19 protein-coding genes are annotated in these 23,125 nt (G+C 55.3%); 12 read left to right on the plus strand and 7 right to left on the minus strand.

Annotated elements, in window-relative coordinates; genetic code table 11:
- The first annotated feature begins 628 nt into the window (after positions 1 to 628).
- Entirely contained in the window at positions 629 to 1,495 is an 867-nt protein-coding gene (locus tag SH678x_RS21425; protein ID WP_496920502.1) for a serine/threonine protein kinase, read from the plus strand.
- An 11-nt stretch (positions 1,496 to 1,506) separates the two neighbouring features.
- Here the strand turns inward: SH678x_RS21425 and SH678x_RS21430 are convergent, their stop codons facing one another.
- The 3 genes from SH678x_RS21430 to SH678x_RS21440 form a co-directional block, all read right to left on the minus strand.
- The gene (locus SH678x_RS21430; RefSeq protein ID WP_496920503.1) at positions 1,507 to 2,541 is read right to left on the minus strand and encodes a hypothetical protein; all 1,035 of its coding nucleotides are present in this window, start codon (positions 2,539 to 2,541) and stop codon (positions 1,507 to 1,509) included.
- A 337-nt stretch (positions 2,542 to 2,878) separates the two neighbouring features.
- Complete coding sequence (locus SH678x_RS21435; RefSeq protein ID WP_496920504.1) at positions 2,879 to 5,161, minus strand: polysaccharide biosynthesis tyrosine autokinase; 2,283 nt, start codon at positions 5,159 to 5,161, stop codon at positions 2,879 to 2,881.
- Positions 5,162 to 5,497: 336 nt separating this feature from the next.
- Positions 5,498 to 6,433, minus strand: a complete 936-nt coding sequence (locus SH678x_RS21440) for an exosortase/archaeosortase family protein (RefSeq protein WP_496920505.1) — start codon at positions 6,431 to 6,433, stop codon at positions 5,498 to 5,500.
- A 904-nt stretch (positions 6,434 to 7,337) separates the two neighbouring features.
- On the opposite strand from SH678x_RS21440, the gene SH678x_RS21445 reads away from it, so the two are divergent.
- The 3 genes from SH678x_RS21445 (at position 7,338) to SH678x_RS21455 (ending at position 10,200) form a co-directional block, all read left to right on the plus strand.
- The gene (locus tag SH678x_RS21445; protein WP_496920506.1) at positions 7,338 to 8,255 is read left to right on the plus strand and encodes a polysaccharide biosynthesis/export family protein; all 918 of its coding nucleotides are present in this window, start codon (positions 7,338 to 7,340) and stop codon (positions 8,253 to 8,255) included.
- Positions 8,256 to 8,369: 114 nt separating this feature from the next.
- Positions 8,370 to 9,212, plus strand: coding sequence for a hypothetical protein (locus tag SH678x_RS21450; protein ID WP_496920507.1), 843 nt, complete (start codon positions 8,370 to 8,372; stop codon positions 9,210 to 9,212).
- 178 nt (positions 9,213 to 9,390) lie between these two features.
- A complete protein-coding gene (locus SH678x_RS21455) occupies positions 9,391 to 10,200 on the plus strand; it encodes an exosortase-associated EpsI family protein (RefSeq protein WP_496920508.1) in 810 nt (269 codons plus the stop codon).
- A gap of 6 nt (positions 10,201 to 10,206) precedes the next feature.
- Here the strand turns inward: SH678x_RS21455 and SH678x_RS21460 are convergent, their stop codons facing one another.
- Positions 10,207 to 11,475, minus strand: coding sequence for a DUF1501 domain-containing protein (locus SH678x_RS21460; protein ID WP_496920509.1), 1,269 nt, complete (start codon positions 11,473 to 11,475; stop codon positions 10,207 to 10,209).
- A gap of 136 nt (positions 11,476 to 11,611) precedes the next feature.
- Positions 11,612 to 13,612 (minus strand): DUF1549 domain-containing protein, encoded by a 2,001-nt coding sequence (locus SH678x_RS21465; RefSeq protein WP_496920510.1) that lies wholly within the window; start codon positions 13,610 to 13,612, stop codon positions 11,612 to 11,614.
- Positions 13,613 to 14,431: 819 nt separating this feature from the next.
- On the opposite strand from SH678x_RS21465, the gene SH678x_RS21470 reads away from it, so the two are divergent.
- From SH678x_RS21470 to SH678x_RS21490, 5 genes are all read left to right on the plus strand, one after another.
- Positions 14,432 to 14,842 carry a DUF6941 family protein gene (locus SH678x_RS21470; RefSeq protein ID WP_496920511.1) on the plus strand — a complete coding sequence of 137 codons (411 nt, stop codon included), beginning with the start codon at positions 14,432 to 14,434 and terminating at the stop codon, positions 14,840 to 14,842.
- 5 nt (positions 14,843 to 14,847) lie between these two features.
- Positions 14,848 to 15,138: a hypothetical protein gene (locus SH678x_RS21475; protein ID WP_496920512.1), complete on the plus strand. Its 291-nt coding sequence runs from the start codon at positions 14,848 to 14,850 to the stop codon at positions 15,136 to 15,138.
- Positions 15,139 to 15,159: 21 nt separating this feature from the next.
- On the plus strand, positions 15,160 to 15,531 hold the full coding sequence (locus tag SH678x_RS21480; RefSeq protein ID WP_496920513.1) for a type II toxin-antitoxin system PemK/MazF family toxin: 372 nt from the start codon (positions 15,160 to 15,162) through the stop codon (positions 15,529 to 15,531).
- Positions 15,532 to 16,024: 493 nt separating this feature from the next.
- Positions 16,025 to 17,488, plus strand: coding sequence for an oxidoreductase (locus SH678x_RS21485; RefSeq protein ID WP_496920514.1), 1,464 nt, complete (start codon positions 16,025 to 16,027; stop codon positions 17,486 to 17,488).
- Positions 17,489 to 17,828: 340 nt separating this feature from the next.
- Complete coding sequence (locus SH678x_RS21490) at positions 17,829 to 18,104, plus strand: hypothetical protein (RefSeq protein ID WP_496920515.1); 276 nt, start codon at positions 17,829 to 17,831, stop codon at positions 18,102 to 18,104.
- A 146-nt stretch (positions 18,105 to 18,250) separates the two neighbouring features.
- Here SH678x_RS21490 and SH678x_RS21495 read toward each other — a convergent pair whose 3' ends face one another.
- Together SH678x_RS21495 and SH678x_RS21500 are read right to left on the minus strand one after the other, a co-directional pair.
- Positions 18,251 to 18,673, minus strand: coding sequence for a type II toxin-antitoxin system VapC family toxin (locus tag SH678x_RS21495; protein ID WP_496920516.1), 423 nt, complete (start codon positions 18,671 to 18,673; stop codon positions 18,251 to 18,253).
- Positions 18,670 to 18,900: a FitA-like ribbon-helix-helix domain-containing protein gene (locus SH678x_RS21500; RefSeq protein WP_496920517.1), complete on the minus strand. Its 231-nt coding sequence runs from the start codon at positions 18,898 to 18,900 to the stop codon at positions 18,670 to 18,672. Before SH678x_RS21500 ends, SH678x_RS21495 begins: the two co-directional genes overlap by 4 nt.
- A gap of 314 nt (positions 18,901 to 19,214) precedes the next feature.
- On the opposite strand from SH678x_RS21500, the gene SH678x_RS21505 reads away from it, so the two are divergent.
- The 3 genes from SH678x_RS21505 (at position 19,215) to SH678x_RS21515 (ending at position 23,123) form a co-directional block, all read left to right on the plus strand.
- The gene (locus tag SH678x_RS21505; protein ID WP_496920518.1) at positions 19,215 to 19,475 is read left to right on the plus strand and encodes a hypothetical protein; all 261 of its coding nucleotides are present in this window, start codon (positions 19,215 to 19,217) and stop codon (positions 19,473 to 19,475) included.
- A 200-nt stretch (positions 19,476 to 19,675) separates the two neighbouring features.
- Complete coding sequence (locus tag SH678x_RS21510; protein ID WP_496920519.1) at positions 19,676 to 21,175, plus strand: metallophosphoesterase family protein; 1,500 nt, start codon at positions 19,676 to 19,678, stop codon at positions 21,173 to 21,175.
- A gap of 121 nt (positions 21,176 to 21,296) precedes the next feature.
- Positions 21,297 to 23,123: a SulP family inorganic anion transporter gene (locus SH678x_RS21515; protein ID WP_496920520.1), complete on the plus strand. Its 1,827-nt coding sequence runs from the start codon at positions 21,297 to 21,299 to the stop codon at positions 23,121 to 23,123.
- The last annotated feature ends 2 nt before the right edge of the window (positions 23,124 to 23,125 follow it).

The following is a 23,125-nucleotide window of genomic DNA, read 5'->3' on the forward strand; positions in this document are numbered from 1 at the left end:
CAGGAACAATTGTTGTTGTCGTTCCGTGAATTCGCTGTCTTACCGTGAATTCATGAGGCCGGGGAAGTTCGCCATCGACCCGCCTACAACAATTGCATGAAACTTATATTGCCTCGACGCTGACCGAAGGTCGCCAGACGTCGTGAAACAGGAATTGCCGCCTTCGACCCACGACGATCTGTCGTGGGGGAATCCTCATCGTAGAAATTCTGCCGCTCGACTGCTAGTCGCCGAAGATTTCTGCTAACGAAAATGAAAACTAAGCAGAACCGGCCGAAGGAATGGACCGTTCACGGGCCGAGAAAGCCCGAAAATGGGTAAACCGTCAGGAAGAATCCGCCTATTTTCCCGCCATTTCCGTCGGGAAGGATGAGGTCCCGAAGAGAGCGTGGAATAACCCTTTGCAAGCGTAGTGCCAATCACTACAAGGGTGTAACAGGATTTTCCCTAAACGATTAGATGGCCTATATTTATCCCAACTGAAGGGCACTCGTGCCTCGCACCCGCGGGCCATCACGTGCCCTAGTATGCCGCACCCGCTGCTAAGGGGGTGGGCAAGCCGAGGGTCGGCTGCCAAGTAGTTTCTCTCTTCGCCGCGGGCTTACCACCGCACTTGTCGACGTATTCCATGACCGATTCATCCTCCCCCACTCCCCGACGCAATCTGAAGTTCTTGCCCACCGCAGCAACCTTCAAACTGCTGGAACCGATCGGCTCCGGGACCGTGGGAGTTGTCTACCGCGCCGAAAGCCCCGACATTGCCGGGCCGGTTGCCGTCAAGCTGCTCCACTCCTCGATCGCCCACGACGAAAATATCGTCAATCGCTTTCAACGCGAGATCGTCATCATGGAGCGGCTCAACCACCCGCACATCGTTCGCAACTACGGCGGCGGGATCATGGATGGCCACTATTTCTATGCCATGCAATTGCTCGAGCAGGGCAACATGCGCGATCGCATCAAAAAGCAAGGCCCGTTCACATGGCAACAAACGGCCACCTACGCCGCACAGATTGCCTCGGCCCTGCAACATGCCCACAACTACGGCATCATTCACCGCGATCTGAAATCCAGCAATTTGTTCTTCGACAGCGACGACAAATTGCTGCTCGGCGATTTCGGCATCGCTCGTGATACCCACGATGCCGACATTAGCGCTTCAGGGATCGCGGTCGGAACTTACGCCTATATGTCTCCCGAACAAATCTGTGGCGACAGTTCGCTCACGGGCAAAACCGATCTCTATTCACTCGGCTGCGTGATGTACGAAATGCTCACGGGCAAGCCTCCATTCCGCGGAGCCAACTTCGCCCAAGTGTGGCATCAGCATCTCAACGAGCAACCGAAGCCGCTCGCCGAGCAAGGCATCGATTGCCCCGCGTGGCTCGAGCAAATGATTATGCAACTACTGGAAAAAGACCCCGAGAAGCGGCCGTTCAACGCCCGCGCCGTGCAAGGCTATCTCAAAGATCATCTCGCCGACGAGCAACCCTAGCCGCTTGCGGCTTAGCGCTGCCGCTGTCGCCCCAGGCCCACACAAGTTGCCATCGCAACCAACCACAATGTTGTGGGCTCAGGCACTGCCGTCACTCCCACCAATGCCCCTGGATAGGCATTACGCCAAGTCGTCAAATCCGCGGCGCTATACGGAGTTGGTGAACCACCCCGTTGCCATCGTAGAAAATCACGGCCATCGACGTCGCCGTCGCTGTCGAAGTCCCCCGCAACGCCGACACTGCCGAGAGTCAATTCCAGCGTATAGGCAGCATCCTCGGTGTGAGCTCCCTCAAATTCGAAGTCATCAAAGCCAGTTACCGCAAATGTCAGCATACCCTCCGCGGGCACGATGCCTGCGATCAAAGACAAATTGTTGCCAGCATCATCGTCGTTGAATTCGATGAGAACTCCGGCCGAGTTGAACCAACCCAGTATCGAATCGAAGCTCGTGCTGACGTCTTGTGTGACTTCAGCGGAAAACGAGCTTCCCGGCGTGAGACCGGTGAAGGTAAAGAAGTCAACATCCGCAGGATTTGGAGGCCCAATCGTGTTGTCAATGTAAACATCATACGAGCCGCCTATCCATTCGAAATTGGAAAAAGAAAACTCTTCGACGAAACCTGGTTGTAAATTGCGCAAATCACTGAAGGAATCGATTTGATCACCGAAAAAATCGTAGACATCGACGAAAACTTCGAATTCGCCCGACTGCCCATGGTCGCCAAAGAAAAACTCGTCGGGGTAACCAGACACGGCGAAGTTGATCGAGCCTGAATTCGTCGGTGCCCCCGTCACTCCTGATGCACGCCCATCGCCGACCGGGCTATCATCGTCGTTGACGATATAGACTTCGCCAAATTGATCGCGAATACCGAGTATCGTGTCGGGATATGAAGTTGTTCCAGGCGTCAGCGAATCTTCGACCGTCAGCACTCCCGCACCTAAGATCGTGGCCTCACTAAATATATCGTTCGGTTCTTCAGCGGAGAGTTGATAACTGATCCCGCTCCACAAACAGACGATCAGCCAGAATTTTGCGCGCATTGAATGCTCCCTGCTAAAAAGCGACTGCCATTGCCCCTGCAAACAACCTAAGCCCTGTGGCTTGGGGCCGCAACTGCTTTTCCCAGAGATACCTAGAATTTGCCAGTTTGCCCTGCACTTCTCGTCAAAAATGCTGGCACGATAATTGTTGGTACCACAAACGTTTCAAGCTAAATTACTAGCGTAGGGCCAAACCTAGCTCGATCATCCCATTTATCTACCCTTGGTCATTCCAATCGGCGCGGCATCGTGGGAAGAATCTCGTCCAACAAAAAAACGGCAGCGAGCCCGAAGGACTCACTGCCGTGGTGTCATGATTCCGATGAAAGAAAACCGATCAGCTTTCGGCCGCGGGCAACCGCTTGGCCTTGCTGCCGGGACCACGCGTAACCCGAGTGATGCGGCGGTCAGCCTTGAGCGGCATGCCATTGACCACGCAACCGATGAGGCGAATTCCCAAGCTCTTAAGCAATTCCGAAGCTTGATGAATGCTCCGCACGCCGCTGTGATCACGCAGCACCGTGAGGATCGCACCGTCGATGTGCTGACCAACCGACAACGAATCCGACAGTCCCAAGATAGGAGCACCGTCGATAATTACGAAGTCGAACTCAGCACGTAACTTTTCAAAGATCGGTTGCAACTGGTCGGTCGCTAAAGCATGGATCGCATCCATATCGCAGATACCAGCCGTCATTAACCACAAGCCTTCGGTATTGGTTGGTCGCACCGCGTCGGTGATTTCGATCTCCGAACGCAGCAGTTCGCTGAGACCGTCTTCAATCGGCAGCCCGAACAGCTTGTGGAGCGACGGATCACGCAGATCACCGTCGATAAGCAACGTCCGACGTCCCGCACGAGTCAGGCTCAACGCTAAGTGGCTCGCCACGGTGGTCGAACCTTCCATCGAGGAAGGACTGGCCACAAGCACGATCTGCCGTGGTCGCGAAGTTGAGTCGTGCATCAGCGTGGCCCGCACATTGTCGATCGATTCCGACAACTGGGCGGCGGTGATGCTGCCCGGAGCCATCGATTTACGCGATGCGACCGGAGGCAGCACGCCGAGCACGCGAATGCCGAGGCCTTCGTCCACGTCCGCGGGACAATTCAGTTTGCGACGACGAAATTCCATCAACGCGACGCCATAACAAGTACCGCAGAACGCTGCGATGGCACCCAGGGTGGCAATCGCAAACCGCTCGAATGTGTTAATCTTTTCCGTCGAGAACGCCGGCTGCATGACTTTAATTTGCTCAGCGTCGGTGCCCTCGTCGATGGCCCAACCACGCAATTTCATATCCATCGTGCGGGCGATCTCACTGAGCTGATCGACCTCGGCTTGCAGCATGGCCAACTCACCATTGCTTTGGCCTAAAGCCTTGATTTGCTCTTTCTTTTCATCAATCTCGGTCTGCAAATCAATGAGCTTCTGATTGATATGTTGACGTCGCAACAAATAATCAGTCATGACCAACTGCAATTGATCGTTGGGAGCCGATTTCAGTTTATTCATAATCTCACCACGAGACTTCAGTTCGTAGTCTTCCATCATCTGGCCGATCTGCTGCATCTGGCTCTGCAGACGCTTGATCTCGGGAGTGGCCCGCTTGCTGATCGACTCGAGTTGCATGATCTGCTGCTGAATCGCGTACTGCTGCTGTTGATACTGCTGTATCGTGGGATCAGCTGCGAGCGCGGCATCCACGGCAGCCTGCATGGCAGCAGGGCTATTCGCAGCGCGGGTTTGCAATTCCCGATTCACTTCCAGATCAACGAGTTCTTCCTTGGCCTTCACCATTTGGCCATTAATCAAACTGATGTCTCGAATGAGCATATTGAGTTCGGCATTGGAACTCGCGGATTGGGCACCCCCTAGCTCTTCTTTCAAGGTCTCGAGGCGATCGATCTTATCTTTAAGTTGTGTGCTGATATCCTTATGCAGTTTATCCATGCTTTTGTGCATTTCCGCCTTGCTAACACGAGCCGCCACGACCACGTCGTTTTGGTAAGCATTGATCACTGCATCGACGACCTTCTTCATGTCTTCGGGGTTTTCGTCGCCCTCGTACTTCAGCATTAAGATCTTACTTTCGCCCGGGAACGAGACCTTAAGGCCGTCGTTCATCCATGCCAACTCGTCGGGGCGATGCTTTTGCACTGCAGGAAGTTCGGCAATGTCACGTCGGCCCAAGGCCGACTTCAAAACAAACTGACTTTTCAACAAGGTCAGCTGGGTCTGTTGAAAGATCTGAAAGTCCTTGGGACTGACGCGTCCCGTGCTGCCACCGAAAATTTCGTTAGAATCTTCGTTTTCGACTTGCAGATATGCCACGACCTGAGACGACAAGGGGAACAAGTATAACAACAAAAACCCAGCTGAAATCGCAGCCAGAGAGCCTAGCATCAGAGCCATCAACCAGCGCCGACGCAGACAATTCAATAACCAAGTCTGGTTTAATGGACCGTTGAGAATTTCCGGACCAGTTGTAGGAAGTCCGCCTCCCATGGCGGGCACGGGAACTGGATAAGCATTCACGGGAACCATTTGCATGGCTCCGTTGGCTCCCGCCGCGGGAGGATACATCACTTGCGAATCGCCAAGGCCTGCATCTTGTTTCATATTCCAACTACCTCTCTGAATAAACCGCTCGATTGGTGCGATCTTTTGCTACGAGCCCCGTCTAGCTAATAGTACCGGCACAATGTCCGATTGTGTCGAAGAAAAGATTAATTCCGTCGCTCTCCCGACAGGCCGGTTCGATGGGATGGGAACCGGAACTAAAATCCGCTGTGGAAAAACGATTGATGGTTTCCGTCTGCTTGCAAGTGATGGGCCAATGACAAGTCGCTCGAGAATTCCTGCGAATTTGCCCGGCTCGAACCACGAAGCGATCCAGCGAATGTCTCGAAATTTCATCACTTTTGTAGTTTCCTGGCAACGAACAACACGACTCACTCAACCGTGGGCCGTCCCAAAGGCGGCATAATCGTCAGATTCCACAGGGACGGTCAGCTTGTTCAAAATCGTGATCTCGACCCACAAGAATCCTAGCGCGATCGGCATCATCGCCAAGCCCGCCCAGTTGTGGGTGTACAGGTGAATGGCTTCGTTGTCGGGAAACGCCACATACAGCAATGCCGTCACAACGATCCGAATAATGTTGGTCGCTAGTGCTACGGGAATAGCAAACACCAAAATTGTCAGCCGGTCCCACCAAGGGCGGTCGATGACCATCGCCAAGGCCACCGACATCGCGCCGAAAATCGTACCCATCCGCAAGCCGCTGCACGCGTCGGCCACTTCCAAGGGAATCTTGTCAATAATAATGTGGTTACCGTCGCGCAAAGCCGGCACGCCGAGCAACTGCAATACAAACGTGCTGGCGCGGGCGGCTCCATTCTGCAGCCACAAAAGAACCGTGTTTTCCAGCCGTGAAGGCAACGGAAACATGAACACCAGAAATGCCACAGGTGGACCTGCCCAACGCAACATGTCGAACCCACCTACTACCTGACAAATGCCAAGCATGGCCGCGATGTAAGTCAGACGATCCAGAGGATTGTAGTCGTAATAGGCGGCGTACAACCGAACTAGCAAGCTGAGAAAAATTACCAGTACGCCAATCCAACGCTCCATGGCCGGAACCTGGGTAAGTTTCTTACGACGCATCCAGAACAAACCCGCAGCAAAAACAGGGATTATGTAGCCGTGCGAGTAGAGTGGATCCGACCACGAATGGGCCGTGAACTCTAACATGTTCCAATAGCCTAACGTCAGCAGTAAAACGAGAACTCCGAAGGCAAGCCAAGCTGACTTCTCTTGATCGGCGTTGAGCGTGTCGACTTCGACTTCATAGTCAAAGCTGGCAAAAGGGTGAATCTGACTGGCCATGAACGAATTTCTCTATGGTAACCTGAGGTGTGTGCTATTAGTGCGTGTGAACAGGCTCGCTAAAATCTCGGGATTCATTCGTAGTATTTACTGTACGCGAGCGACAACCACTTGGAGCGTTTGAACTCCGAAAAGCGCCTACGTTCGAACCATGTGTTCCGCATGAGGTCTTGAGACGAAGCTGCTATCATCCTGCCCGATGTCATTTTCCCTGGGGAAGTTGGCTACAACATACTTACCCACAGTTCGCCGACGAGTCCTGGGATCGAAGCCCAAGTGACTACTTACCGGAGTCCTGGAACAGAGTGGTTCAAAGAATCCTTCTTCTTTTCAAGCTCGCCGGGGCAGCTTGCCGCGAACCTAGAACGGGTCGAGCCGCCCAGCGACAACTCAATACCTGAATTTGAGAATAAGCGTTCGCCCTCCTAATGTCAAACCTTTGGAACACGAATAGATCAGCCGAAATCGTTGTCGTGCATAGATTTAGGTCGACCGTAGTGGTCCTAACGGTTAGTCGGTAAGGCTAGTCAATTTGTGCCCGTTTCTGGCTCTTGCGCTCCTCAAGTCAACGCCTAACACGCTAGCAGAGGCGCAGACGAATTCGGCCGAAATCACAAGTCCCGCAAAAGTCACTGTTAAACTTTACCGATTATAGGCATTGTAGCTGTCAGGTAACGGCTGACGGTTGTGGATGCTTTAACGCTTAGTGAGCATCGACAGCCGGCCAAATCACGTCGCTCGTAGTGAGAAATCTCCGATGAATCTGGGCAACCATACTCATTCGAAAACTGTCCAAATCCTGGCGCTGCTAGCCATTTTAGTGTGCGCTCCAGGGTGTACTGCTTTTCTTGCTCCGCGCGATCCGTTTCCGGTTACGCCTCCCGAGCCACCTCGGGAAAGCTCGGTGCCCCGGGAGCTCGAGAAAGTGACCCTACCACGCTATGTGGTCGAGCCGCCGGATATCCTCCTGATCGAAGGCGTGAAGCTCGTTCCCAAGTCTCCTCATAAGATTGAAACCTTTGATGCGCTGCTAGTGCGTGTCTCGGGAGCCTTCCCGGATCGCCCCATCGACGATGCCTACTCGGTCGATTCCGATGGCAGCATCAACCTCGGTCCGACCTATGGCCGGATCAAAGTGACTGGTCTAACTATCGAAGAAGCCGAGGACGAAGTTCGTCGGCACTTGCAACAAATCTTGTCCGATGTCGACGTGTCGATCTCGCTTCTCCAATCCGCGGGGGCACAACAGGTTACTGGCCAGCATTTGGTTGGTCCCGACGGCCGCGTCAACCTCGGTACCTACGGTTCGGTGTTCGTTGCTGGCAAAACCATCGAAGAAGCCAAAGCTGCAGTCGAGGAACAACTGTCTCTCAAGCTCGAAGCGCCAGAAGTCTTCGTCGACGTGCTGGCCTACAATAGCAAGTTGTACTATGTGATTACCCAAGGCGGCGGCTTCGGCGATAACGTCACCCGGCTGCCCATTACCGGCAATGAAACGGTGCTCGACGCCGTGGCAAACATTGGCGGTATTTCACAAGTCTCGTCCAACAAAATGTGGATTGCTCGCCCAGCCCCCAACGGCGTTGGCTGCGAACAGATTCTGCCTGTTAGCTGGGAGGATATCACTCGCGGTGCCTCGACGGCCACAAATTACCAACTCATGCCTGGAGACCGCCTGTTTATCGCCGAAGACAAGTACGGCAAGTTCACCGCCACCATGGCCAAGTTCTTGCGTCCGTTCGAGTCCTTCTTCGGGTTCGTCTCCCTCTCGACCTCGGCCCTCAACCGTATCGACCGGTTTGGTCTAGGCAACACGTTCTAATCGCCTGAACCAGATCGAATTTAAGGACTGAAATAGAGAAAACCTTAACACTACTGAACCACAATGAGAATTGCGATTCACAACAAGCGATTCACCATGTGCAAAGGAACGAACATGTCTTGGATGCCCAAACTTAGCGGTCGGAGTGCCGCACTGAATGCCGCGGTTGCTATGCTGCTCGGATTTGTGGAACCTGGCTACGGCCAAGTTCACTGTCCTCGGCCAGATAGTCCGTGCCCTTGTGCCGCCGATGGCATGTGCTATCCGAAGCGTGATACGTGGGGCAACTACAAAACGCAGTGGCACGCTTGGCCAGGCGAATCCACGGGGCTCACCCCCACTCGCGCTGATGGCACGCTTCCAGACGGTCGTCAACTCCAACCCTACATCCGACCACAACTTGATCAAGAAGATTTGCGTGGCCCTGCTCGGCCACCCCGGGCTGTAGCTCCCGCCGAGGGTGCTGCTGCTCCAGCAGTCAATGGCGCGGCTCCTCCCGTCAACGGCGCCGCACCAGGCGCAAATGCACCCGCACCTGCTCAACCAGCGGCAGGTGCCCCTGCGGGCAATCAAGAAGCTGCACCGCCTGCTAACGACGGCTTGCAACTGCCAGGACTGCCAGGTCTTCCCGACTTCGGTCCGCAAGGAAGCTTGCAACCCTTGCCACAGCTTGAAGATGGTCCGCCCTCGTTGCCACAGGGCTTGAGCAAGGCAATTGCCACTCAACCCGCTTTGCCACAGGCAAACCAGTTTTCACCGACTTCATCACAAAATACCAAGCAACCAACGGTGAGTGTCGTGCCGACGACCTCGAGGTTCGTCACGCCAACGGCTGCCTTCGACACGAGCCATCTTGAGCTCAGCAATCCAGCCGCCAAGAATGTCCAAAAACCGATGGAGCAAGACCTGCAACAGGCGATCTATTTCGAGGCTTCCGATCTGCCTGCAAGCAAATAGTCGGGATCGAATTGTACCGATCCTGACGGACGAGTCCGGCCGATTTTGCCAGTTTTGAGGCAGCTTTTCGCGAAGTTTGTCGTGGCAGCACGCGGCGTTTCTTGACAGTCGACAGCATCACGCATACCGTGAAACTAACGTTGTTGTTTCTGCCAAGTCTCTTCGCAGGCCATACTCTATGTTTCGCAGTTTGTTACTTCCCGCCGCCGCCGGCGGACTTGTGATTTTTGGTCTCAGCTTTTACGAGCAAGTTTTTCTCCGGGACTACTGGAGCAAACCAGGCGTCGAAGCAGAGCTGATTGGCAAACGCTTTGCGCAAGTTCCCAAAGAGATCGGGCCTTGGAAAGGGCAAGACCTGTCGGTCGATGCCCAGGTGAAAAAGACAGCAGGTGCAGTTAGTTACGTTTCTCGACTTTACAAGAACGAAGAGACTGGCCGCGAAGTGAAACTCTGGCTGATCGTTGGCCATTCACGCGACATCTGTCGGCATACTCCGAATATTTGTTATCCGAGTTCCGGCTTCCGTCAAGAAGGGCGTCAGATTCGCCACGAAGTTCCACTCGAAGGTTCCGAACCGGGCAAATTCTTCACCGGTAAGTTCATTAAAGACGATGCCTTTGGTCGTCATGCAGAGCGCGTCTTCTGGGCGTGGAATCATCCCGATGTTGAAGAATTCGGCGCCAAGTGGGAAGCACCCATCGATGCCCGCCAACACTATGGCTTGTCCCGAGCGCTGTACAAGATGTATTTCACCAGCAACGTGATGTCGGACGAAGATACGGCTGATGACAACGTCGCCGCGGAATTCGCCGCCTTGATGTTGCCCGAAGTGAACAAAGCCCTCTTCCCTGAAACTGCAGCAGCCGCTGCCACGGCATCTGCCGACACTGCTGAAGGCGACGACACCGAAGTGGCTGAGGTCGTCGAAGAAGTTGATCCCGCGGACGAAGCAGCTGTAGAAGAAGTCGACGAAGCTGCCGCCGAGTGAACTCTACTACGACAACAAGTCTTGGATCAACTTCCCGCCGTTGGCGATCTTCATCGGGCGGCCGTTGTTGGCCGTGAAATTCTTGTCGAGCGAAATACCCATCGCGTGGCAGATCGTCGACATCAAATCTTCGGAGCTGTAGGGCTCGGTCGTGACTGCGGTGCCATCGTCGCTCGTGGCGCCGATCACTTTCCCCCCCGCGAGTCCGCCACCCCCGGCCACAACGCTCCAACTCCGCGCCCAGTGATCGCGGCCCGCATCGCCGTTGATCCGCGGCGTGCGGCCAAACTCGCCCATCCACAGCACGATCGTGTCGTCCAGCAAGCCGCTCGCTGCCAAGTCTTCCACCAGCGCACTCATCGCCTGGTCGACTTCGGGCAGCCTTTGCTGTAAGCCCGTGAAGCAGTTTTGGTGCAAATCCCAGCCGCCAAAATTCACTTCCACAAACGGCACGCCCGTTTCGACCAAACGTCGCGCCATCAAACAGCTGCGGCCAAAGTTCGTGTTGCCATAACGGTCGCGGACCTTCTGTGCCTCGGAGTTCACCTGGAACGCCGACATCTGTTTGCTGGTAAGCAACGAATACGTTTTGTCGAGCACCTTGGCATGCTCGCCGGGGGCGGGGCCACGTTCTTCGTCAATGAAACGCCCTTCGAGCGCCGCCAACACCTTCATCCGATCATCCATCCGCGCGGCCGGCACGTTCATCTGGGCGTCGCGCAATTGTCCGTTGGAATCCACCTGAAACGGCGCGTACGCCATTCCCAAAAAGCCCGGCCCTTCGCTCGGACCACCAATCGAAATGAACGGCGGGATCTCCAACTCGGTGATCTTGTCGGCCAACTCATGCGCGATCACCGCGCCGTAGCTGGGATGCTCGACGCTGGGATTCGGCACGAAGCCGGTGTGCATGTAGTAACTCCCGCGATCGTGATCCGCTTCGCGCGTACTCATCGAACGGACGATCGAAAGATGGTGCATCTGCTCGGCCACCTTGGGGAGCAGCTCGTTGATCTGCCCTTCGCCGGTGGTGCTGATCGGCTTGAACGTTCCGCCGGTCGCCGTGCCGGGCTTCATATCCCAAATATCAATCGTGGGTGGCGCTCCCCCCATCCACAGCAAGATGCACGACTTGTGATTCCGCTTAAGCGTGGCCGCGTTCGCCACGAGTGATTCACTCAGCGACAGCGCCGGAATCGCCAAAGCCGACGCACCCGCCAAATGACTCAAAAAGTGCCGTCGATTCATGCCACGCGGTGTGATGAAGGGTTTCATAGGTAACTCGTTCAAGCCAAGCACTTTGTAAATTCATAGAACGCAGACGAACACGGATTTTGCAGATTTTCGCCGATTGAATTCAAAAGACATCCGTGAACATCCGCCTTATCAACGTTCATCCGCGTTCTATTCTTTAATGCACCAAAATAAACTCATTGCTATTCAGTACGGCCCACCACACGTCCTGCAACGTCCCTACGACGTCGTCATCACGCGCGGCCAACAACTCGTTGCACAAATTCGCTTCGGGTTTCGTCGGTTGTCGTCCCAACGCCGCGCGATACAGGTAGTTGATCTTCTCGCGATTGGAAAGCGACTTGTCATTGGCAATCTTATCCAGGAAGCTGCCGCTGTTCGTGCTGCACGCTCGCCGCACGAGATCGCCGTTCATCAGCGTCAGCACTTGGGGAATCGAACCGTTAAACGTCGTGGCCTCGGCGTTGTCGTCGGTTCCAAACGACGTGTCAAACTGCTGCAACCAACGATCTTTCAGCTGCGAACGCTCTTCCTTTTTGACCGTTGCATCGGCCGCGGTCGCCACCAGCAGCGATTCAAACAACTGCTCGGGCAACATCTGCCGCACATAGAACCGGCTGAACTGCGGCGCTACGCCCTTCGTGGGATCGTCGGCCTGATTACCGCTCGAAACCCGGCTGCTCAAACCATACGCGTCCGAAAGCACGAGCCACTTCATCAAGCGTTTCACATCAAATCCCTGCTCGCGAAACGCCAGCCCCAACTCATCGAGCAACTGCGGATGCGAGGCCGGATTGTGCGGGCCCATGTCGTGAAATGGTCGCGTGAAGCCGTAGCCAAAAAAATAAGCCCACAGCCGATTCACCATCGCCTGATCGAACTCCCGCGCGCTCACCAACAAATCCATCAATTCCTCGCGGCGATTCACATCGTCCAAATAGCCACTGTTGCCGCGTTCCGCTTCCTCGGTGGAATTCCGCTCGGCGAAGAGATCCACCAGCCGCGTCCCGTCGATGAACGCCGGATAGGCCACCTGCATCTGCCCGTTGCGGAGTTCGTAATAAATCGGTGCCGCAACTTGCTCGGTCGCATCGCGATCGACGAGCTGGCCATTGCGTTCTTCCAAATAGATTTCGCGACGGTTGTCGGCGTACAAGTCGCGACCTTCCCCCGCAAAGTCGCGATTGACGATTCCTCCCAACCGCTCGTTGCCATCACCTTCGCGGTCAACGCGCACGGCCGCTTGCCGGAAAAAGGCGTTGAGTTCCCAAAATTGATTCTGCCGGCTGTCGTTGAACGGATGATTATGACACTGCGTGCATTGAACGGCCGTGCCGAGAAAGATCTCCGCCGTCTTGGCGGTCGCCTGCACGCCATTGTCGTTGAGCTTTTCGATCAGAAAGTTCACCGCGCCGTTGTAATCCTCCGTCCCCGGCGTGGCACTCCCCGTCGCGGTGATCAGCTCCGTCGCCAGTTTGTCGTAGGGCATATTCGCGAACAGGACATCCGACAGATAATCGCGCATCCCCTCGCGGCTCGTGAGCGAACGTCGCATCCGCCCGCCCGTGCGACCGATGAGCGTATTGCTCCACATCGAGGTCCAATGATTCACATAATCGGCCCCGTATTCGCTTCCCAGCAACTTATCAACCAACTCGCGGCGCTTCGCTTGAATCTGCGACTTCGATCGCGCAGGCTTGGCCGTGAATGCATCGAGTTCCTTCACGCTGGGGAGCCGCCCCAACAGATCGAGATAGACCCGCCGACACCACTCCGCTTCCGTCGCGGCAGGGGCCGGTCGCAAAGCATGTTCTTCCCAACCACTGCGCAAGCGGGTGTTGATGTTGTCGATGATCGCCGCGTCGGCAGTTTCTTGAGACGTTTGCGCGCAAACGTCCGTCGATAACAACAGCATCCCCACCAGCGCCCACGCGCAGCTAAGAACATTCGCTAGAAAACTCGCGCGACCCATCAATGCCGTCCGCTGAAAAGATGTTCCGAGTGCGACACCGCCAACCGCGTGCCGCCAGTCTTCATGGTAACGGCTGGCGCACTTTTCCGAATCAATATCCGAAACGGGTGCCAAAGCCGACTCGACGGGTGCCACTGCTGGCTCGCCCAGCAGTGCTTGAGCGAGCCACCCAACACTTTCAACCATGATTCACGTTGATAGTTCTGTCCGCTGGTTTACCTACGGGGCTATTGGGGCCAACAATCGGTCGAAATGCCTAAGTAGGATCCACACGAGAATTATTTTGAGAGTCATTCTCAGGTGCAAGAAACAGCCACTTCTGTAGCAGAAAAGGTGTAGCACAATCAAACACGTGTACGATTATGATACACACCAAATAAAACAAGCGGGCCAGCGAGTTGACTAGTGACTCGCTGGCCCGCCAGGTGGACAGGACCTTAAGGAGCAGCTTTTGACGACCATGTGGGGAGGGTCAAGTCGTCAGAAGTTGTTTTCCCCTTTAAATTTAAGGCCCGCAATCGTAAGCCTCTTTTCCACCGACCCCGGCGAACAAGTCTCTTCTCTGTTCCAGCCCCGATGTGTGTTCCAGACACTTCAGGCTGTCCGTTGTACGGCAGTGGGAATAAGAGTATGCAACGGGCGTGCCAAAGAGAGGTGGTGGGGGGTGCAATGTCTGTTCTTAAGCGAGCTATTGAATCATTGACTTTGTGAAGAGCGTCACGATGATTTATGGCTGACTATTGTTGCCACAAATCCTCCGGTAGCGATAGAAGAGATTGTCAGACAAGAACTTACGTCAATTGCCGTAAATCCTTAGATAGCATGCACTTAAGTGTTGCATTTGGCCGATATTTAAGCTACCGTAAATATGAGCGATATCATTTTCGTAACTAATCAATAGCCGGCATGGAAGTCGCAGGCATGGGGACCATGCTAGGAATTGACTGGATCAAAGCCGCACCTTGCTAGGGATGGCGGCTTAATTTTTGCGCGAGCGAAGTGTACATGCCCGAGCCTTACTGCTTAGCAATGGTTCTTTGCGATGATGTCTATGCAGATTCGGCAAGTGGCAAAAAAACGTTGCTCGGTACGTTTAGCACTGTGGGAGCAGAAGAGTTTCCTACGAAGCTTAAATTTGTTGTTTATTATGCATTGACTGATTGTCCAGAAGAGTTTGAGTTGGCGTTCCGGATAGTGAACTCAATACATCTGTTCGACGACGAAGTTGAACCGATTTTTGGTTTCAAGTATACGGTTACATCGCCAAGCCCTCTTGCTGTCCTTGAAGGCGAGATTGGAATTTTGGGCCAATTGGACGAGCCTGGAGTTTACCATTGCGAGCTTCTGCATAACGAAGCAGTACTAATGTCACGACGTTTACTTGCAATAAGACCGTCAGACTTACAACGCGACTAATTGATATGATTTGCGAAGCTGAAAAACAAGCTGCTGAGTCCGCTAGTGCTCTTATTGAAGAAGGGTTTGCGCAAAGTGTTCGCTTACCCTACGGTGCTGTTCAGAAAGCTGTAGACGCAAGCATTCCATTGCGTAGGCCCGTACGCCGTCAGCTTTCAAGTGAAGCTGAAAAGGAACTCTACTTAAAGATGGCAACCGAAAATGCTAAAGCCATGAATCTGCTCGACCCCAAGGGGGTCGACTTAAGAGCCTTACTCAAAAGGTTTCCCGCTCCTCAAGATTGGTACGAGGAATAATAATCTTCTGGGGATCGTCGGGTGTTGCGTCGAGGTTCAGTAGTTTGGGCTCGTGTTCCTGATCCTCACGGGAATCTAATTCTTGACCAAAACGGCAACCCCAAAAGCCGCCCCGTGTTAGTGCTTAGCACTCAGGACGAAATAGACTCTGGCGGACCACTAGTTGTTGCAGCTATAAGCACAAAATTTGATAGGCAGGCTTGCCCCAACAACTGGTTTTTAATGGAAAGCCACCCCTCAGGACACCCGGCAACTGGATTGAACCAGCCTTGCGTTGTCAAATCTGACTGGCTAGTCGGCGTCGAACAAAAGAATATCGAACGCGTTTCGCCCGGCGTGGCAACACGCCAAACTAAACTGGTACTCAATTGGCTAGCACAAAGCCAAAAATAGTATCGTAGCGAGTCTTTTACCCCTGACTGGGTTTGTCACCAAACCTTGAACCCAATATGGACCCTCGATCGGTTGAGGCAGTCGAATGGGCGCTGTGGGCCACCTTAATGTGTCTTTGCGACAAGTGTGGCGCGGAGTTTGAACTGCCCTCTTGGAACGACTCGCCGTGGAACGAAGACGTGAGCGCATGGGCCAAAGAATGGGCGCCGAGAATTCAAGCCACTGGCTGGTCGATGGCGGACGACTGCTTTAATTTATTGTACCCAAGCTGTGGTCCAACCGACTCTGCACAATCCAGCATCACTTGATCACACCATAACTGCATTTCCTGTGGAACATCTCAGTCTATGCGACCTCCCAGCTGCTCCAGCAACGTCCCACAACTCGCCGACTGATTGCAACCAGCGGTAAATCGGCGGCATTCGCGGCGGCTATAAACCGGGTCGACTCCGGGTATAATCGAGTTTTTCGATCGCCGCCGAGATTCTCTTCCATGGCCGACTCCGCCACGTACACCAAAATCGCTCAACTCCGCACCGTCGAAGAATTGCGCAACCGCCTCGCCGAATTGGGGCTCGATCTGCCCGTCGACGATACGATTCTCACCGCCGAGGCTGGTTCGCCGTTAGCCGAGCCGATCGAGATTGGCGGCTTTGAAGTCGGCAACCGTTGGTGCATTCATCCGATGGAAGGGTGGGACGCCAACCACGACGGCAGCCCCAGCGAGTTCACGCTCCGGCGTTGGCGGCGTTTCGGCCAAAGCGGCGCCAAGCTGATTTGGGGAGGCGAAGCGGCAGCCGTCCGGCCCGATGGCCGCGCGAATCCTCAGCAGACCTTAGCTCTCGAAAGCAACAAGGCAGGGCTCGCTGCGCTGTTGTGCGAAGCCCGCGAAGGGCATCTCGAAGCCTGCGGCACGCTCGAAGGTTTGCTCGTCGGCTTGCAACTCACCCATTCGGGGCGGTTCTGCAAACCAAACGACAAACGCAAATTTGAACCGCGGATTGCCTATCACCATCCGCTCTTGGACGACAAATTCGGCATCGACTATGACGACGAAAAAATCGTGTGGACCGACGATCAACTCGAGGAATTGATCGACCAATACGTCGCCGCAGCGCGGCTGGCCGAGATCGTGGGTTATCAATTCGTCGACGTGAAGGCCTGCCACGGCTATTTGCTGCACGAGTTTCTGAGCGCTCGCCGCCGCCCCGGCAAATTCGGTGGCGACTTCGCTGGCCGAACTCGGTTGCTGCTGGAAATCATCCGCCGCATTCGCACGGAACTCCCCGGCTTGATGATCGGCGTGCGGCTCAGCGTGTTTGACCTAGTGCCGTACAAAACGAGCCGCGAAGTCGGCCAGCCGATGGATTTCGAGGAATACATCCCCTACGACTGCGGCTTCGGAGCGAATCCCGAAAACCCGTTGGCATACGATCTCACCGAGCCGCTGGAATTGATTCGCCAACTCACGGCCGCAGGCGTGGCGATGATCAACCTCAGTTGCGGCAGTCCTTACTACAATCCACACATTCAGCGCCCGGCCATCTTCCCGCCGAGCGACGGCTACCTACCCCCCGAGGATCCACTGGTGGGCGTGTGGCGGCAAATCGACGTGGTGCGGCAATGCAAAGCAGCCGCCGGCAACGTGCCGCTCGTGGGCACGGGGTATTCCTATCTGCAAGATTATCTGCCCCACGTCGCGCAGGCCGTCGTCCGCGCGGGTTGGGTCGATCTGGTCGGCTTGGGCCGCATGGTGCTCAGCTATCCCGGTCTGCCACACGATTCGCTCACCCACGGCAAGCTCACCCGCAAGCTCGTTTGCCGGACATTCAGCGATTGCACAACCGCCCCCCGCCACGGTCTAATTTCCGGCTGCTACCCGCTCGACGACTTCTACAAACGACTCCCCGAGCGCGAGCAATTGATCGAGATCAAGCAGGAGTTGAGCGAGAAGTAAGTTCAACGTTCTTTCTCATGGAACTCTCCCGATTCTATCGCTAGCAACACTCGGGCAATCTGTGACTTCTCTTGCTCACAAACGACCAAGTCGCACTTCGTCGTGTTTTTGAGTGCGCTTGTAATCAAATCGAGTGCAAATTTTTACCCCAAGCGCGTAACGATTGTGACGACCAAACGTCACACGTATTACACGTGTAGCTCGTTTTTGTTCTCTCCAGAATTTGGCACGGCGCGTGCGATTTAAAACTACTGTCCTACCGGGCGCACGCCGTCGGCTGCCCGGCGCTAAGAAGCAACTGATTGCTGAAGCGACGCGACGGAGTTCAGGAGAGAGAACAATGGTCCGCAAAGTCTTGTTGAGTGTGGCAGCACTCATCACCCTGGCCCTCGCCGGTGTGTCGACTGCCGAAGCTGGTCACGGTTACCATCATCACCACCATTGCAACGGCCCACGCAACTACGCCTACGGCGGGTACGGCTACCAACCGTCCTACCGCAATGTCTACTACGGCGGCGGCCCCGGCTACTATGGCGGCAGCGGCATGTCCTACTATCGCGGTTCAGGCGGATACAACCGTCCTTATACGGGAGTCGGCATTTCAATCGGCTTCTAGGCCGCGAACAAATTTGATCGCCAGACAGAACTGCGAGGCTGTCACGACGACGAACCAACGAGTCAGGGATGACAACACAACTAACAACGGGCCGACGGCATGTGTGCCGCCGGCCTGTGGTGTTTTTAGAACTCGAACAAAGAGTGTCAGCGGATGGCAGAGATCGATGTGATCCAATTCTGAAACGGCGTGTGCATGAGTCCGTTCACCAGCTTCTCGTCTGCCGTGATCAACTGGCAATTGTGATTGATCGCAAGCACCAAATAGACGGCATCATAAACCGTAATCCCCGTGCCAAGTGCAATTTCGACAGCTGCCTCTATAAGCCCATGTGTCGGATGAGTTTCCAATGGCATCCGCAGCAGATCGGCAATCAGTTGCGTGACTTCGTCGCTGGTGATTTCACCGCGACGACTACGCTTCCAAACAACATTACCAACTTCGCTCCACATGAGATCGGGTGCGATCAATTGGTTCTCGGGAGTGAGAAGCTGCATACAAGCAGCCGAATGTTCCTCAGGAAAGAACCACTTGGCAACGACGCTCGCATCGACCACGTAAAGACTCATCGGTCGCGATCTTCAGACAGCAAGTCGCTACTGTCGGTGAATTGGCGGCCTGCATAATGGGCCTGCCACTGAGCGGAAACTTCTCGCGCTTGAGCGATTGAGAATCCTGAGGCAGACTCCAAGATCGTGCGTGCTTCGCCTTCAAGTGATCGCCCATGGGACTGTGCCCGAGCTTTGAGTCGCTCGACCACGTCATCCATTAACCCACGTACCAAGATTTGAGCCATAAGAACCTCAACAAGGGATTGATAGCATAATGATATCATCGGGTTCGCAGAGAGGCAAAATCTCGACCTTTGCTACCACCAAACTGAGACCCACCTGTCTAAACTTTGACCACATGTTGAAAGTTCTTCCATAACGGCTTGCCACACTGAGTTCTTCGTAAAGCCTAACTGGAAAACAACTTATGTTGAATTCCTGCACTTTCGGCATGGTTCGTGCAAACTCTTACTCCTGTGCGGCCAACGAAACATAGACCCCCTCGCTGCCGCAGCGAGCTTGCTTCCCACCTCGGGAACATTTTGAAGGAGAAGATGAGATGATTAAGAAACTTGCCATCATGCTGGCCCTGGTCGCTGGCTTTGCCATCGCCGATTCACCCGACGCCAGTGCGTGGGGCTATTACCGCCGCGTTGCCCCGGTTCGTCGCGTGATCGCTCCGCCATACCCAGTGGCTCGTGCCGCTGTAGTTGGGCCACGCTACTACGCGCGTCCATATGTGACTGGCTACCGTGGTTATGGTTATGGCGCAGGTGCTGGTTACTATGGTGCCGGCCCTGGCGTCTACATTGGATTCTAAGCTTAACAACTAACAACAAAGCCCCTGTCTCACGGCCTGTTAGCATTACTGCTAGCAGGCCATTTTCATGCGCGACATTCGACACCAACCTCCACAAATTCGGAACAATCCTCAATGTTTCGCGCGAGCAGGCCGATCAATTTACTGGAGTCGAGAAACTCTCGGCGGGACAGACTCTGTACGCATGGATGCGCACAAGCATGTTGGTCATTATCAGCGATCTGCATCTCACGGACGGGACGAGTGGCACGACCATCTCGCCGGGCGCGTTTCGTTTGCTCTCCGAACGCTTGAACGATCTTGCGCTCAGCGCATCATTTCGTCGCGATGGTAGTTATCAACCCGTGGAGCGCATCGACCTCGTGCTCCTGGGCGACGTGCTCGACGTGATTCGCTCGACGCAATGGCTTGGCACGCAATCGCGACCTTGGGACGATAATAAAAGCCCTGGCCTGTTTGACATGGTCGCCAAGATCACCGGCGACATCCTGCGCAACAATGAAGCGGCCTTTGCTGAGTTCCGGCAACTCGCCACAAATGGCATCGCCGTGCCGCCAGCTCTCTCCAATGGCCGCCCCGCCACGGGAGAAATGAAACCTGTCCCCGTGCGGATTCACTACATGGTGGGCAATCACGATTGGCCCTACCATTTGTCGGGTGAAAAATACAACCAACTGCGCCGCCAAATTGCTTCGCACATGGGGCTCGCCACGTATCCCGACGCGCCGTTCCCACACGAAGTTTGGGAATGCAACGAGTTGGTGCAAGTGATGCGTCGGCACAAAGTCTTCGCCCGTCATGGCGACGTCTACGATCCATTCAACTACGAAGGGGATCGCGATGCCAGCAGCCTGGGCGACGTCATCGTGCTCGAACTGCTCAATCGCTTCGGCGTGGCCGTGGAACAAAAACTCGGCAACGATTTGCCAACGTCCGCGCTCGCGGGCTTACGCGAAATCGACAACATTCGGCCCTTGCTGTTGATTCCCGTCTGGATCGACGGCTTACTCGAACGTTCTTGCCCCCAGCCTGCCATCCGCAAAGAAGTCAAGAAGATTTGGGACGAGCTCGCCGATGAGTTTCTCGAACATTCGTTCGTCCGAACTCGCGATACCTGGTGCCCGATCGACATCACCGATAGTCTGCAGAAGGCGTTGAAATTCAGCCGGCGCCTTTCCGTCGGTTGGGCCAGTTGGATCGCGCAGCTTTGTGCTGAAATGCGTGGCGCGGGGAGTGGTTCCTATTACCATCATGCACTCACCGAGCAAGACTTCCGCAATCGCCGCGCGAAACACATCGTCTATGGCCACACGCACTGTTCCGAAGTCATTCCGCTGGACGCGAGTTTTGCCGACGGCTTTGTGCTGCATCAAACGTATTTCAACGCCGGCACCTGGCGGCGAGTTTACAGCCAAACGCAATTCGCGCCGCGGGAGCACGAGTTCATCGCCGCCGACTCGATGAGTTATCTGGCGTTTTTCACCGAGGATGAACGGAGCGGCCGGCCTTACGAAACTTGGTCCGGCACGTTGGGCATTCATCCACTGGCCTCTGCCAGCTACCGCCTCGATGGCATCGCTCCAGCGGTTCAAGCCGCCTCGAGCGAACCCATTTCGACGCCCCGGGTGCCAATCCGCCCGCCTCATTTTGCCGTGCCGCTCACGTCGAGCCCCGTGCAAATGCCTTACGCCACTCGCTAGTTTTCGTTGCGACGATCCGCGATGGGCGAGCCTGCGCTCGTTGACTATACTAATCCAACTCCCAGACCGGTAACGCGACAACGTCTTTCAAGCGGTCTGACTCCTTACTGTTCGAACCTTAGTGACGATATCCGCTTCATCTGCTGACCGCAGCGGTCCACCGCGCGATTCACTTCCCTGGCTCTTACGAGTCGTGCCGGCCCTGGATTCGCTGCGCGGTTACACGATCCACACGTTCCGTCGCGATCTGTTTGCGGGGCTCACCGTCGCCGCCGTGGCCGTGCCCCAAGCGATGGCCTACGCCACGATCTTTGGCATGCCGCCCCAGTATGGCCTTTACACGGCGATCGTGATGACCGCCGTCGGGGCGTTGCTCGACTCCTCAAAGCAATTGATCAACGGCCCTACCAATGCGATCTCCATCGCGATGCTCAGCGCGCTCGCTATCGTCCCCGCCGACGATCGCATCTCTGCCGCGATACTCATGGCCGCGATGATAGGAATGATTCAAACCGGCATCACGCTACTGCGGCTGGGCGACCTCTCACGTTATATCTCCCACGCTGTGATCGTCGGCTTCACCGCCGGGGCGTCGGTGTTGCTGGTGTTGGATCAGATGAAGAACGTCTTGGGCCTGTCCGCTCGCGGCGATCATCACGACCATTTCCTCAAGCGGTTTTATCTGACGATGACCGAAGGGGGCGACGTTCACTACTACACGCTCGCCGTCGCCGTCGGAACCATTGTCGTGGCGCTACTTTTGAAGTGGATCAATCGTCGTCTTCACTTAGGCTTACCAGAATTGCTGATCGCGATCGCCGCCGCCGCTTATGCCAGCTATCACTGGCAGCTCGATCAGCACGGCGTGCAACTCATTCAAAAAGTCCCTCGCAATCTGCCGCACTTCCAAGTTCCCGATTGGAACTGGAACCGCGTGCAGCAACTCGCGGGAAGTGCCGTGGCCATCGGCATGCTGGGACTTTTGGAAGCGATCGCGATGGCCAAATCCATCGCCGCGCGGACCAAACAGAAACTCGATATCAACCAGCAATGCTTGAGCGAAGGCCTCGCCAACCTCACCGGCAGTTTCTTCCAATGCTTTCCCGGTTCGGGTTCGCTCACACGGTCATACATCAACCATCAAGCCGGCGCGGCCACGCAGTGGTCGGGCGTCATCTGTGCCGCTGGTGTCGCGGCAACAATGCTCGCCCTCGCTCCGTTGGCTCAATACATCCCCCGCGCGGCACTGGCCGGCGTGCTGCTGCTCGCGGCGACGCGGATGATCGACATCGCGGGGATTCGCTATCACTTCCGCGCCACGAAATTCGACGCCGTGATCGTCACCGCAACCGCGCTCTCGGCGGTGTTCGTTTCGATTGAATTCTGCATCCTCGTGGGAACGCTTTTGTCGTTCTTGATTTACGTCCCCAAGGCCGCCAAGGTCACGATGGAAGAATTGGTGATCGACCCCAGCGGCACGATCCGCGAACGCTATCCCAATGATACTCCTTGCGACCGCATCAAACTGGTGAATTTTGAAGGGGAATTATTCTTCGGCAGCTCTCCCGACTTCGAAGCACATCTGGAGCAGATCGAAGTGGAACTTCCGCCCACAACCAAAGTCATTCTGCTCCGCGTGAAACACCTGCGTAATCCCGACGCCGTTTGCATGCAGTTGCTCTCCGATTTCATCGAACGAATCGAAGGACGCGGGCTCAAGCTGTGTCTCGCCGGGGTACGGGACGATTTTTACAAGATTCTCGATCAAGTAGGAATCGTCACGCACTTAGGTCCCGACCGAGTTTTCCGCGAGACGGCCCAAGTTTGGTCGAGCACCACGATGGCGATGAATTGGGCCCACGAGCAACTCGCAGGCGACTATTGCGCCACCTGCCCGCGGCAGAATTCCACCGCGGGCCAAGACAACGCATGGCACTTCGCCATCTAAAA

The sequence above is a fragment of the Bythopirellula superficialaquae genome, assembly GCF_059632245.1.